Origin of the sequence: Consotaella salsifontis (genome assembly GCF_900167365.1) — a bacterium.
Classification (GTDB): Bacteria; Pseudomonadota; Alphaproteobacteria; order Rhizobiales; family Rhizobiaceae; genus Consotaella; species Consotaella salsifontis.
This window is the reverse complement of sequence record NZ_FUXL01000009.1, coordinates 17445-30676: the sequence shown is the minus strand read 5'-3', so window position 1 is coordinate 30676 and position 13232 is coordinate 17445. Positions and strand designations below refer to the sequence as shown.

At 66.3% G+C, this 13232-nt stretch carries 14 protein-coding genes; 13 read left to right on the top strand and 1 reads right to left on the bottom strand.

Translation table 11 applies throughout. The features are described 5' to 3' along the window. The first annotated feature begins 168 nt into the window (after nucleotides 1-168). From trpS to B5D38_RS13525, 10 genes are all read left to right on the top strand, one after another. Nucleotides 169-1233 (top strand): tryptophan--tRNA ligase, encoded by a 1065-nt coding sequence (trpS, locus tag B5D38_RS13570; protein ID WP_078709102.1) that lies wholly within the window; start codon nucleotides 169-171, stop codon nucleotides 1231-1233. Between the two features lie 65 nt (nucleotides 1234-1298). Further along, a complete protein-coding gene (locus tag B5D38_RS13565; RefSeq protein WP_078708973.1) occupies nucleotides 1299-1790 on the top strand; it encodes a universal stress protein in 492 nt (163 codons plus the stop codon). A 96-nt stretch (nucleotides 1791-1886) separates the two neighbouring features. Next, complete coding sequence (locus B5D38_RS13560) at nucleotides 1887-2450, top strand: NifU family protein (protein WP_078708972.1); 564 nt, start codon at nucleotides 1887-1889, stop codon at nucleotides 2448-2450. Between the two features lie 24 nt (nucleotides 2451-2474). Then, the gene (gene tsaB / locus B5D38_RS13555) at nucleotides 2475-3161 is read left to right on the top strand and encodes a tRNA (adenosine(37)-N6)-threonylcarbamoyltransferase complex dimerization subunit type 1 TsaB (RefSeq protein ID WP_078708971.1); all 687 of its coding nucleotides are present in this window, start codon (nucleotides 2475-2477) and stop codon (nucleotides 3159-3161) included. Between the two features lie 258 nt (nucleotides 3162-3419). Then, on the top strand, nucleotides 3420-3896 hold the full coding sequence (locus B5D38_RS13550; RefSeq protein WP_245319219.1) for a GNAT family N-acetyltransferase: 477 nt from the start codon (nucleotides 3420-3422) through the stop codon (nucleotides 3894-3896). 41 nt (nucleotides 3897-3937) lie between these two features. Continuing rightward, nucleotides 3938-4810, top strand: a complete 873-nt coding sequence (olsA, locus tag B5D38_RS13545; protein ID WP_078708969.1) for a lyso-ornithine lipid O-acyltransferase — start codon at nucleotides 3938-3940, stop codon at nucleotides 4808-4810. Nucleotides 4811-4961: 151 nt separating this feature from the next. Then, nucleotides 4962-6371 carry a tRNA (N6-isopentenyl adenosine(37)-C2)-methylthiotransferase MiaB gene (miaB, locus tag B5D38_RS13540; RefSeq protein WP_078708968.1) on the top strand — a complete coding sequence of 470 codons (1410 nt, stop codon included), beginning with the start codon at nucleotides 4962-4964 and terminating at the stop codon, nucleotides 6369-6371. After that, complete coding sequence (locus B5D38_RS13535; RefSeq protein ID WP_245319218.1) at nucleotides 6368-7411, top strand: PhoH family protein; 1044 nt, start codon at nucleotides 6368-6370, stop codon at nucleotides 7409-7411. The genes miaB and B5D38_RS13535 overlap by 4 nt, the downstream gene beginning before the upstream one ends. Then, nucleotides 7408-7947 (top strand): rRNA maturation RNase YbeY, encoded by a 540-nt coding sequence (ybeY, locus tag B5D38_RS13530; RefSeq protein WP_245319216.1) that lies wholly within the window; start codon nucleotides 7408-7410, stop codon nucleotides 7945-7947. Before B5D38_RS13535 ends, ybeY begins: the two co-directional genes overlap by 4 nt. Before the next feature lie 126 nt (nucleotides 7948-8073). Continuing rightward, on the top strand, nucleotides 8074-9153 hold the full coding sequence (locus B5D38_RS13525) for a hemolysin family protein (RefSeq protein WP_078708967.1): 1080 nt from the start codon (nucleotides 8074-8076) through the stop codon (nucleotides 9151-9153). A 7-nt stretch (nucleotides 9154-9160) separates the two neighbouring features. Here B5D38_RS13525 and B5D38_RS13520 read toward each other — a convergent pair whose 3' ends face one another. Continuing rightward, a complete protein-coding gene (locus B5D38_RS13520; protein WP_078708966.1) occupies nucleotides 9161-9541 on the bottom strand; it encodes a winged helix-turn-helix transcriptional regulator in 381 nt (126 codons plus the stop codon). A gap of 99 nt (nucleotides 9542-9640) precedes the next feature. On the opposite strand from B5D38_RS13520, the gene B5D38_RS13515 reads away from it, so the two are divergent. From B5D38_RS13515 to B5D38_RS13505, 3 genes are all read left to right on the top strand, one after another. Then, nucleotides 9641-10756: an NADH:flavin oxidoreductase gene (locus B5D38_RS13515; protein WP_078708965.1), complete on the top strand. Its 1116-nt coding sequence runs from the start codon at nucleotides 9641-9643 to the stop codon at nucleotides 10754-10756. 145 nt (nucleotides 10757-10901) lie between these two features. Further along, on the top strand, nucleotides 10902-12596 hold the full coding sequence (gene lnt / locus B5D38_RS13510) for an apolipoprotein N-acyltransferase (RefSeq protein WP_245319213.1): 1695 nt from the start codon (nucleotides 10902-10904) through the stop codon (nucleotides 12594-12596). Nucleotides 12597-12731: 135 nt separating this feature from the next. Next, nucleotides 12732-13163: a helix-turn-helix domain-containing protein gene (locus B5D38_RS13505; protein WP_078708963.1), complete on the top strand. Its 432-nt coding sequence runs from the start codon at nucleotides 12732-12734 to the stop codon at nucleotides 13161-13163. The last annotated feature ends 69 nt before the right edge of the window (nucleotides 13164-13232 follow it).

The following is a 13232-nucleotide window of genomic DNA, read 5'->3' as shown; positions in this document are numbered from 1 at the left end:
GAAGCCTTAAGATCGCTCGCCACGGTGCTCTGCGCCACCACGACGAAGGCCGAGACCCTCGATCATCGCCCGATTCCCGCGCTTGATAAGCACGGCCCGGTCCGCCATAACGCCAGCCGCACTATCGAGGCCGCCGTTTTCGCAGGCGGACCATGGAGTCGTCGTCAAATGAACGAGTTCGAGCCGCGCATCTTTTCGGGCGTCCAGCCGACGGGCAATCTGCACCTTGGCAACTATCTCGGCGCGATCAAGCGCTGGGTGGCGCTCCAGACGAGCTATCCCTGCATCTATTGCGCCGTGGATCTTCACGCTATCACCATGTGGCAGGAGCCGGCCCAGCTCGAACGCTCGACGCGTGAAGTCACCGCCGCGCTGCTCGCCGCCGGTATCGACGCCAAGACGCATATCCTCTTCAACCAGAGCCGCGTGCATCAGCATGCCGAGCTGGCCTGGGTGATCAATTGCGTCGCGCGCATGGGCTGGCTCAACCGCATGACCCAGTTCAAGGACAAGGCCGGGAAGGATCGCGAGAATGCCTCCGTCGGCCTGTTCACCTATCCGGACCTGATGGCGGCCGACATTCTGCTTTATCGAGCCACCCATGTGCCTGTGGGCGAGGATCAGAAGCAGCACCTCGAGCTCACCCGCGATGTCGCCCAGAAGTTCAACAACGACTTCGGATCGCGCATCGCCGAGCTCGGCCTCGGCGTTCCCATGCAGGTGGGCGAGACCAAGGTGGACGGTTACTTCCCGCTGACCGAACCCTTGATCGGAGGACCGGCAACCCGTGTCATGAGCCTTCGCGATGGCTCGAAGAAGATGTCGAAGTCGGACCCGTCCGATCTGTCCCGCATCAACCTGACCGACGACGCCGATCAGATCTCAAAGAAGATCCGCAAGGCCAAAACCGATCCCGACGCCTTGCCGAGCGAAGTCGCGGGGCTGGCGGGCCGGCCGGAGGCCGACAACCTCGTCGGCATCTATGCCGGGCTTGCCGAAGCCTCCAAGGAGGCGGTCCTCAGCGAGCATGGCGGCCGGCCGTTCTCGGACTTCAAGCCGGCGCTGGCAGACCTTGCGGTGGAGAAACTGGCGCCCATCGCCGATGAAATGCGGCGCATCCTGGCCGATCCAGCCGAGATCGACCGGACGCTCGACGCGGGCGCCGCGCGCGCGGCCGAGATTGCCGGGCGGACCATGGCGGACGTCAAACGCATCGTCGGCCTGCTCGCCTGATGCGGGAAGCCTCGCGGCACGGCGGCTCTCTTGCCGCCGTGGCTGCGACCTGCCATTAAAAGGTCATGGTCTCCAAACGAATCGGCCGGGAAGCCGGCGGCAAGCGCAAGTTTCTTGCGATCATCGACGAGACGCCCGAATGCTCGCGTGCCGCGAGCTATGCCGCGCGCCGCGCCAAAGCGAGCGGTGGGGCGGCGGTTCTCCTTTATGTGATCGAGCCCGGCGATTTCCAGCATTGGCTGGGCGTCGAGAAGATCATGCGGGCCGAGGCGACGGAAGAGGCGGAAGCCAAGCTCGCCAAGGTCGCCGCCGAGCTGCGCGAGTCGGTGGGCATCGAGCCCGAGCTGGTGGTGCGCGAGGGCAAGATGCGCGACGAGATCTGCGACTTGATCGAGCTCGATCGCGAGATCGCCATTCTGGTTCTGGCGTCGAGCGAGTCCACGGAGGGGCCGGGGCCACTGGTCTCTTCCGTGGCTGGGCGCTCCGCTGCTTTCCCGATTCCCGTCACCATCGTGCCCGCCACCCTCTCAGACGAGGAGATCGCCAGCCTTTGCTGACATCAAGCCATTTTGGCTTGCGGCGGCTGGAGGAATTTCTTACCTGAGAGGGACATAGCGGGCGCCTTGCGCTCGCTCGCGCGAGGTTAGACCGCCATGTTCATCCAAACTGAAGCCACGCCGAACCCGGCGACCATGAAGTTTCTGCCCGGCCGCGTCGTCCTCGACGCGGGCACTGAGGAGTTTCTGTCGGTCGAGGAGGCAGAGGACCGCTCGCCGCTCGCGGCGCGCCTGATGGAGATCGACGGCGTCGAGGCCGTCTTCTTCGGCTACGACTTCGTCTCCGTGACCAAGAATGGCGCGGATTGGGCGCACCTGAAGCCCGCGATCCTGGCGACGATCATGGAGCATTTCATGTCGGGCCAGCCGGTGATGGCGCGGCCTGCCGCCCTCGGCGCCGAGGATGGTCAGGAGTTTTTCGACGCCGACGACAAGGAAGTCGTCGACACCATCAAGGAACTGCTGGAAACGCGGGTGCGTCCGGCGGTCGCCCAGGATGGCGGAGACATCACCTTCCGCGGATTCCGCAACGGCACCGTCTATCTCAACATGCGCGGCGCCTGTTCCGGCTGCCCGTCCTCGACGGCGACGCTGAAGCACGGCATCCAGAACCTGCTGCGCCATTTCGTGCCGGGCGTCGAGCAGGTCGAGGCGGTCTGAGAGCGTTTCGCCTGATCTCTTGCCGTGAGCGGACTTCTTCTCGCCCTTGATACGGCGGCCGCGCGCTGCGCCGTTGCGCTGTCGCGCCTCGATGACGGCCGCCTTCTCGCGCGGCGCGACCCCCTCCTCGGCAAGGGGCACGCCGAGGTGCTGATGGGCCTTGTCGGCGAGACGCTGGCAGATGCCGCCGCCGATTACGCCGATCTCGCCAAGATCGCCGTCACCGTCGGTCCCGGTTCCTTCACCGGCGTTCGGGTGGGTGTGTCGGCAGCCCGTGCGCTGGCCTTGGCGCTGGGCGTACCGGCGGTCGGCGTGACGACGCTGGAGGCGCTCGCCTTTCCGCATTTTCGCAAGGGGCGGCCCGTTGTCGCCGCCATCGACGCCAAGCGTGGCGAAATCTACGCCGCGCTCTTCTCGCCGGAAGGCATGCCGCTCGCCGCTCCCCTGGTCACGGCGCCGGACGCCCTCGCCGAGCATGCCGCCTTCCGTGAACTGGCCGGTGACGCTCTCTTCGTCGGCAGTGGCGCGGCGCTCGCCGCCGAGGCGCTGGGTCTGCCGGCGGCAGACCGCGACACCGATGCGGAATGGGACATCGCGTCCGTCTCGGCCTTGGGCGCTCAGAAGGTTCCGGTGGCCGCGCCCGTTCCACTTTATCTGCGGGGCGCGGACGCCAAGCTCGCGGCTAACTCGGGCATCGTCGCGCGGGCGTGAAATTCGTATCCGCCAGATTCTTTACCGCCAGATTCTTCACCGCATTGACATGTCGATCGGCTATCATGGCCTCGACATCACGACGATACCGATTCCTGCGAAGGCTTGGCCGACAGAGGTCGTGACCTTTTGTCGTGATGCGCGGACGAATGGCGCGAGTCCGGAGACAGGCTCGCCGGGTAGAACAGGCGAGGAGGGGGATCTTCGCTTATGCAATGGTGTTGGCCTTGGTCATGGACCCTATCGCTCTGGGACAGCATGACGGCGGGTGATGAGATCATCGTGACGGCGATGGAGCCCGGCGACGCGGACGCGGCCGCCGATCTTCACGCGCGCACCTTCGACCATGGCTGGTCGGCGGACGAGATGGTCTCGCTGCTCGCCCAGCCGGGCACCTTCGGCTTCGTCGCCCGGCGGATCGGCCAGCCCCGGAGCGAAGCGGTCGGCTTCATCCTCGCGCGGCAGGCCGCCGACGAGGCGGAGATCCTGACGGTCGCGGTCGATCGCTCGGCCCGTGGCCAGGGCACCGGTCGTCTTCTCATGGACAACGCCCTTCAGCGTCTCTACGCAGAGCGCATCCGCCACCTCTTCCTTGAGGTCGACGAAGGCAACGGGCCGGCGCGCGCCCTCTACCGCCGCCTGCGATTCGAGGAGGTCGGCCGCCGCAAGGGGTATTATACCGACGCCGGCGGCTCCCACAGCAACGCCCTTGTGCTTCGGAGGGCCTTGAGTTAGCGCCATTTCAGACAAGTCCGTCGCGCAAGCCTGGAGCCTTGATGATCGCCTGGGGTCGCATCGCCTTCACCGTGGTTGCCCTTGCGCTTCTGACGGCGGTCCTCCTGCCGCTCCAGCTTCTGGCGACCCGGTTCGGCTGGCGCATCGCCCGGCGCCTTCCTCTCCTCTGGCATCGCATCGCCTGTCCGCTGATGGGGCTCAGGGTCCATATTCGCGGCGTTCCCGCCTCCTCACGGCCGCTTCTCCTCGTCGCCAACCATTCCTCCTGGGCCGACATCCCCGCCCTCGGCCGGATCATGGAGCTGTCCTTTATCGCCAAGTCCGAGGTGCGCGACTGGCCGGTCTTCGGCTGGCTCGCGAGGCTCCAGCGCTCAGTCTTCATCGACCGGGGCGAAAGGCGCTCCGTCGGCCTCCAGGTGGACGCGGTGGCCGACCGGCTCAACGCCGGCGAGGTCATGGTACTGTTCGCCGAGGGAACAACGTCGGACGGCAACGAGGTTCTGCCCTTCAAGACCTCGCTCTTCGGCGCGGCGCAGGCTGCGCTCAGGCTTGCCGAGGCCGACGAGGTCTCGATCCAGCCGGTCGCCATCGCCTATACCAAGGCCAACGGAATGCCGCTCGGGCGCTACTACCGCCCGCTGCTCGCCTGGCCGGGCGACGTTCCCCTCGGCCCCCATCTTCTCGCCGCGCTGAAAGAGGGGGCGCTGGATGCCGAGATCGTCTTTGGCGAGCCGATGCGGATCACCGCCGAAAGCGACCGCAAGAAGGTCGCGCGCACGGTGGAAACGGAGGTTTCGCGGCTTCTCACCGAGGCGCTCAGGGGCCGCCCGACCTCGGCGATCGGAGCCACGAACAATCATGCACGGGCAAGGCCGCTTGCGTCCGGCGCGACGCCAGCCGATATAGTAGGCTGAGAGGCGGGTTTCGGAAGGGGCGATGCCTGGGCATGGTTCCAAGGCGGACTTTGCGGATCAGGCCATGCCGAAAAGAAACCCGGAGCGGGAATAGCGGGCCGGCTGGGCTCCTTTCCCTCCAGCATATGAGACGGTCTTCAAAGAAGGGCGCATGACCGAACGACGCGAAGATGCATCGAACCCGGACGTCGGCGGCGCCCGGCGTCGGGTCTATATCAAGACCTACGGCTGTCAGATGAACGTCTATGATTCGCAGCGCATGAGCGACGCGCTGGCGAAGGACGGCTATGAGCCGACGGAGGTCATCGAGGACGCCGACCTCGTTCTTCTCAACACCTGCCACATCCGCGAGAAGGCCGCCGAGAAGGTCTATTCCGAGCTCGGACGCATTCGCCTGCTCAAGGCCGAACGGGCGGAGCAAGGACGGGAGATGCGCGTCGGCGTCGCCGGCTGCGTGGCCCAGGCGGAAGGCCAGGAGATTCTCGCCCGCGCGCCCGCCGTCGACCTCGTCATCGGACCGCAGACCTATCACCGCTTGCCCGAGGCTTTGGCCCGGGTTGCCGCCGGCGAGAAGGTGGTGGAAACCGACTACGCGGTGGAGGACAAGTTCGACCATCTGCCGACGGCCGAGGAAAAGCGCATCCGTGCCCGCGGCGTCACGGCCTTCCTGACGGTTCAGGAGGGATGCGACAAGTTCTGCACCTTCTGCGTCGTGCCCTATACGCGTGGCGCGGAGGTGTCTCGCCCCCTTGCCAGGATCGTGGAGGAGGCGCGACGGCTCGCCGCCTCGGGCGTGCGCGAGGTGACGCTGCTCGGCCAGAACGTCAACGCCTGGTCCGGCGAGGACGAGGCGGGCCGGCCCGTCGGGCTCGGCGGCCTGCTTCACCGGCTGGCGCGGATCGAGGGCATCGCCCGTCTGCGCTACACCACCTCCCACCCGCGCGACATGGACGACGAGCTCATCGCCGCCCATCGCGATCTCGACATCTTGATGCCATATCTTCACCTTCCAGTGCAGTCTGGTTCGGACAAAGTGCTGAAGGCGATGAATCGCAGGCATGACGCGGCGGAGTATCTGAGGCTGATCGAGCGCATTCGCGCGGCGCGCGGCGACATCGCCCTTTCGGGCGACTTCATCGTCGGCTTCCCCGGCGAGAGCGACGCGGACTTCGAGGACACGATGCGCCTCGTCTCCGAGGTCGGTTATGCCTCGGCCTTTTCCTTCAAATATTCGCCGCGTCCCGGAACGCCGGGTGCGGCCATGGACGATCATGTCTCCGAGGCGGTCAAGGCCGGACGGCTGGAGCGCCTCCAGGCGCTGATCCGCGACCAGCAGACGGCCTTTGCCGCCTCGCTGGTCGGAACCACCATGGATGTCCTCATCGAGAAGCCGGGACGCTATGCCCATCAGCTGGTCGGGCGCTCGCCCTATCTCCAGCCTGTCGTGCTGTCGTCGGAAAGCGGCGCCGTTGGCGACATGGTGCGAGTCGAAATTGCCGCGACGCTGCCGAATTCGCTGATGGCGCAAGGGGCGGACGCGCCGTCGAGGAGAACGGCATGAAGATGACCGCCGAGCCGACCCAGGCCGCCGGGGCGTCGGATATGGCGCACATCGTTCTTTCATTCGAGGACAACCGCCTTGCCGGCGCCCTGTTCGGCCAGTTCGACGAGCATCTCGCCCTGATCGAGCAGAAGCTCGGTGTCGACATGCGGGCGCGGGGCAACGAGGTCGAGATCAGGGGCGAGGCAGGGGCGACGGATCAGGCGCGCCGCGCCCTCGATCACCTCTACGAGCGCCTTCAGGCGGGCCACGAGATCCACGTCTCCGACGTCGAGGGGGCGATCCGCATGGCCATCGCCCAGGACGACCAGCTCGTCCTGCCGACCATGGAGAAAAAGGGCCGCATGGCCCTGGCGCAGATATCGACGCGTCGGCGCACCATCCACGCCCGCACGCCCACGCAGGACGCCTATATGCGGGCGATGGAGCGCGCCGAGCTCGTCTTCGGCGTCGGCCCCGCCGGCACCGGCAAGACCTATCTCGCCGTCGCCCACGCGGCGCAGCTTCTGGAGCGCGGGCAGGTCGATCGGATCATCCTGTCGCGCCCCGCCGTCGAGGCGGGCGAACGCCTGGGCTTCCTGCCCGGCGACATGAAGGAGAAGGTTGACCCCTATCTGAGGCCGCTCTACGACGCGCTCTACGACATGATGCCGGCCGAGCGCGTCGAGCGAGCGTTGGCCGCCGGCGCGATCGAGATCGCGCCGCTCGCCTTCATGCGCGGGCGTACGCTGGCCAACGCCGCGGTGATCCTCGACGAGGCGCAGAACACCACGGCCGTGCAGATGAAGATGTTCCTGACCCGCCTCGGCGAGAATGCCAGGATGGTGGTGACGGGCGATCCCTCGCAGATCGACCTGCCGCCGGGCCAGACCTCGGGCCTGATCGAGGCGCTGCGCGTGCTCGCCGGCGTCAAGAACGTCGTTACCGTGCGCTTCGAGGCCAAGGATGTGGTCCGCCATCCCCTCGTCGCGGCGATCGTCGAGGCCTATGATGCCGATGCCACGCGTCGGCGCGCGGCGCAGCAGGGGGCTGCCTCGTGAGTTCGGTGGAGAAGCCGGCCGGTGGGCCGGGCGAGGGCATAGAGATCGAGCTGCTGATCGAGGACGAGGGCTGGGCCGACCCGCAATGGGGCGATCCGCTGGCGCTGGTGCGCCGTGCCGTCGCCGCCGTTGCCGCGCGTCTTCCCGCGCTCTCCTCCGCCACAAGCGAGTTGTCGCTGGTTCTTGCGGACGATGCCACCGTCAAGGCGCTCAATGCCCAATGGCGCGACAAGGACAAGGCGACGAACGTTTTGTCCTTTCCGGCGGTCGAGCTGCAGCCGGGAGACGCGCCGGGGCCGCTGCTCGGGGACATCATCGTCGCGCGCGAAACCGTCCTCGCCGAGGCTTCAGCCGAGCAAAAGGCGCCGGCCGATCATTTCTGCCATCTTGTCGTCCATGGGCTTTTGCACCTTCTCGGCTACGACCATATCGAGGAGGCCGAGGCCGAGGAGATGGAGGCGCTCGAGGTCGCCGTGCTGGGGGATCTCGGCATCGCCGACCCCTATGAGGCCGGCGACGGGGCGCACATCGACTGAAACGACCCTCGGGCGGACCGCTTGACGCCTGGGGAGCGCGCAACAGAACAAGCGATCGAGCCACCAGGGTGCTCACCCAGCGGCGCGCCGCCGCCGCGTTTTGAAGACATGGGAACGATGGACGTAATGAACCAGGCTGAGACGAACGGAGCGAGCCTGCGAACGGACGCTCCCGCCGAGGCGGCCGAGGGCGACCTTTCGCCCGATCGAAGTCGATCCGACGGGGCCGGCGAGGCCCATGCGGAGGGCGGGCTTCTGAAACGCCTTCTCGGCGGACTTCGGCCCAAGGTGCCGAGCCTGCTGCGCCAGGACCTCGAGGATGCGCTCCTCGATCATGGCGAGGACCAAGGCGCCTTTTCGCCCACGGAGCGGGCGATGCTGAACAACATTCTGAGGCTGCGCGAGCTCAAGGTCGAAGACGTCATGATCCCGCGCGCCGACATCGAGGCGGTGGAGATCACCATCACCCTCGGCGACCTCATGAAGCAGTTCGAGAGCAGCGGGCGCTCGCGCATGCCGGTCTATGGCGAAAGCCTGGACGACCCGCGCGGCATGATTCACATCCGCGACATCCTCGCCCATCTCACCCGTCAGGCACGCGAGTCGAAGGCCGACGCGCTTCGGCGCGGCGCGGCCTCGCGCCCCCTGGCCAAGGAGCTCGACCTTACGCGGGTCGATCTCTCCCGCACCGTCGGGAACCTCGGCATCATCCGCGACCTCCTGTACGTGCCGCCCTCGATGCTCGCCTCCGACTTGATGGCGAAGATGCAGTCGACGCGTACCCAGATGGCGCTGGTCATCGACGAGTATGGCGGAACGGACGGGCTGGTCTCGCTGGAGGACATCCTCGAAATGGTGGTCGGCGACATCGGCGACGAGCACGATGACGACGAGATCATGATCACCGAGAGCGGCGACGGCATCTATTACGCCGCCGGCCGCGCCGATCTCGAGGACGTGTGCGCGGCCATCGGCAAGGACTTCGATATCTCGGAATACGAGGACGAGGCCGACACGGTGGGCGGGCTCTTGTTCTCCGAGCTCGGCCGGGTCCCGGCGCGCGGCGAGGTGGTTCAGGCGGTGCCGGGCTTCGAGTTCCAGGTTCTGGATGCCGATCCGCGCCGCGTCCGGCGCGTCAGGATCGTGCGCATCCGCCAGGGCGACAGGCGCCGGCGCATCGTCCAGGGGCTGGCCGAAACCTCCTGAGAAGGCCTCAATCCACCCGCCGGGGGATTTGCGCGTCGTAGGCGCGGCGCGCTTCCTCCACCTCGGCGAGATTGGCCATGGTCCAGCCATAGAGCGCCTTGAACGGGGCTTGCAGCCCGCGCCCGAGAGGCGTGATTTCGTACTCCACGGCCACAGGGGAAACGGGGATGACGCGGCGGGAAAGGAGGCCGTTGCGCTCCAGCCGCCGCAGGCACTGGGTCAGCGCCTTTTGCGAAACCCCCTCGAGGCGCCGCTTGATCTCGTTGAAGCGCAGCGGGCCGTCGTCGAGGACGGTCAGAACCATCATCGTCCACTTGTCGGCGATCTGATCGATCAGAACCCTGCTCGGGCAGTCGACCGCGAAGCGCTGGTGTCTGCATTCGACCATCGCGGTTACCTCCAGGATACCTAGGCGATTCAAAGTGCGTGGTTGACCCTAGGTCGCCAATGTATACCTAGAGGGCCTCTGATCCAATGGAGTCCCTGCATGTCCTCCCAGACAGACATTCTCTTTCGGCCCTTTCGCCTGAAGTCGCTGGCGCTCGAAAATCGCATTGTCATGGCGCCGATGACGCGCACGAAAACGCGCGACGGCATTCCTGGCGAGCCCAACGCCGCCTATTACCGCCGCCGCGCCCTGGGCGGCGTCGGCCTGATCCTATCGGAAGGCACGGTGATCGATCGGCCGGCCTCGCGCAACCATCCCGGCATTCCCTTTTTTCACGGTGAGGAGGCACTCGCCGGCTGGAAAGGCGTGATCGACACCGTCCACGAAGTGGGCGGGCGCATGGGGCCGCAGATATGGCATACGGGCTCGACGGTCGGCCCTAGCGAATGGGAGCCCGAGGCGCCGGTCGAGAGCCCGTCGGGCCTGCTCGCGCCGGACCAGCCGCGCGGCGTCGCCATGAGCGAGGAGGCGATCGCCGACACCGTGGCGGCCTTCGCCCGCGCCGCCGCCGACGCTGAACGCCTCGGCTTCGACGTCGTCGAAATCCACGGCGCGCACGGCTATCTCATCGACGAGTTCTTCTGGTCCGGCACCAATCGCCGCGAAGACCGCTATGGCGGCGCCACAATTCGCGAGCGCTCGCGCTTTGCCGGCGAGGTGGTCAGCGCAATTCGCGCCGCTGTCAGCCCCGATTTCCCGGTGATTCTGCGCCTCAGCCAGTGGAAGCAGCAGGATTATCGCGCGCGCCTCGCCGAAACGCCCAAGGCCATGGAAGACTGGCTGATGCCGCTAGTCGAGGCCGGTGTCGACATTCTCCACTGCTCGCAGCGTCGATTCTGGGAGCCCGAGTTTCCCGAGATCGACGGAGAGAAGGGCCTGAACTTCGCCGGATGGGCGAAAAAGGTGACGGGTGCCGCCACCATCTCGGTCGGCTCCGTCGGTCTTTCCGGCGAATTCCTTGCGGCCTTCGCGGGCGAGAGCTCTACCGCCGTCGGGCTCGACCGCCTGATTGAACGCATGGAGCGCGACGAGTTCGATCTCATCGCCGTCGGACGCGCGCTCATCAGCGATCCCGAATGGGTGTCGAAGGTGCGCGCGGGCGACCGCGCGGGCCTCAGGGACTTTGATCCCGCCGCGCTCGCCGAGCTGGTCTGACGGCCTGGCGCCGCTGACATTCGCGCGGCGGCGCCGCTTCTTCCGTCCGCCACGGATTGCCCCCGTGCCCTCCTTGCCCTATCGGCTGGAGCGGAAAGGCGAGCGCGGCGGAGCTCGCCATCGGCACGGAGCAGGGAGAGGCGCGTTGAACGAATGGCCTTTCGGTGATGGGCGGGCAGCGGGATATTCGGGCGCGGCGGCGTCATCCCTGGTGCGTCGACCGCCCTTTCTGGCCCGCCTAGCCGGTGGCGTCATGCTTCTGGAAGGCTGGCGCCGCGCCCTGCTGGCTATCCTGGCTGGCGCCATCGCGACGCTCGCCCTTCCGCCCTTCAACCTTCCCGTCTTCGCCTTCGTCTCCTTTCCCATCCTTCTCTGGCTGATCGGCGGCGTGGCCGGCGCGCCGGGCGCTGGCCTCCTCGGCCGCGCCGCGCCGGCCTTCGTTGTGGGCTGGCAGTTCGGCTTCGGATACTTCGTCGCCGGACTTTGGTGGCTTGGCGCGGCGATGATGGTCGACGTCGGCGAGTTCTGGTGGGCTATTCCCTTCGCCGTCCTGGGCCTGCCGGCGATCCTGGCGTTCTACTTCGGCTTCGCCGCCGTCCTGGCCCGCCTGTTCTGGAGCGAGGGCGCGGGGCGGCTCTTTGCCTTCGCGGCGGCCTTCGCCCTTGCCGAATACGCGCGCGGCGTTCTCTTCACCGGCTTTCCATGGAACGAGATCGGCGTCATGGCCGCGCCCATCCCGTTGATGATGCAGTCTGTCAGCGTCGTTGGCCTGCATGGCTTGACGCTGGGTGCCCTTCTTGTCTTCGCCGCGCCCGCTCTTCTCGCCGACCCGGCCGGCAGGAGCCGCGCGGCGGCTCTGGCGCTGGTCGCACTGCTGGTCGTCGCGCATCTCGGCTTCGGCGCCTGGCGGCTGTGGAACAGCCAGGAAGGCACGGTGGCGGACGTCTCGCTTCTCGTCGTCCAGCCCGGCATCGAACAGAGCGACAAGTGGGACGAGGCCGAGGCGGATCGCATCTGGCGCCGTCTCGTCGGCGTGACGCTGCAGGGCAAGTCGAAGATGGGAACGCCAGGCCGCGATGCGCCGCGCTCCAGGCTGATCGTCTGGCCCGAATCGGCTTTTCCCTTCATCCTCACCCACCATCCCGAAGCGATCGCCGATCTCGGGCAGATGCTCCAGCCGGGGGAAAGCCTGGCCGCGGGCGCCACGCGCCTCGAGGGCGACGACAACAGCCTTGCCTACAACTCCGTCTATCTCATCGATGACGAGGGGGCGATCGTCGAGGCGAGGGACAAGGTTCATCTCGTTCCCTTCGGCGAATATCTGCCGCTCGGCTCGCTCCTGTCGCGATTCGGCCTTCACCAGATCGTCGAGATGCCGGGAGGATTCACGCTCGGAGCCTCGCACGGCTCTGTTCCCTTTGCGGGAACGGCCGGCTTCCTGCCTCTCGTCTGCTACGAGATCATCTTCCCGAGCGAATACGCGGCCATCGTCGCCGGCAAGAATCGTCCTTCTTTCATCCTCAACGTCACCAACGACGCCTGGTACGGGAGGACGCCCGGTCCCTATCAGCATCTGCGGCAGGCGGAACTGGCGGCGGTGGCCCTTGGCCTTCCCCTGGTGCGGAGCGCCAACACCGGCATCTCCGTCGTCAACGACGCCTATGGCAGGACGATCGATTCGCTCGCGCTGGGCTCTACCGGTAACGTCGAAGCGCCGCTTCCCGATGTGCTCACAGCGCCATTTTATGCGCGCTATATCGATTTGGCCTTCTGGTGTGCGTTTGTTGCCACATGTGCGGTTGCAATTGCAACGGCATTGACGATGGGTAAGAGCAACTGATTGACTTCAACCGTATGCAGCGCCTACGCACGGTCCCATTGTTGTTGTGTTGATATCCTTCTCCGGGCGTCAGTGGAGCGGTGCGGCGCGCCCTGACACACCCGGCGGGATCTTTTTTGGGTCGCGTGAAAGACTATGGCGGAGAATAAGAAGAAGCCCAATCCGATCGACGTGCATGTCGGATCTCGGGTGCGCTTGCGCCGTACCATGCTGGGAATGAGCCAGGAGAAGCTCGGAGAAAGCCTCGGTATAACGTTCCAACAGGTGCAGAAGTACGAGAAGGGCTCGAACAGAATAGGGGCCAGCCGTCTTCAGCGTATTTCCGAAGTTCTTTCTGTTCCGGTAGCATTCTTCTTCGAAGATGTTCCTGGCGGGAGCGAAAGCTCTTCCGACGGCAGCGGCATGGAAGAAACGTCCGGCTCCGACTATGTCGTCGATTTCCTGTCGAGCTCCGAGGGCCTCCAGCTGAACCGCGCTTTCGTCAGGATCAACGATCCGAAGGTTCGCCGGCGCATCATCGACCTCGTCCGCTCCCTTGCAGAGATGGCCGAGGCAGACCGCTCCTAAGTCGTTATCTCCACGATTTCGCCGATATTAGCCCTGTTTTAGGGCTTTTGTGTCCTATTGTCTCTTGAC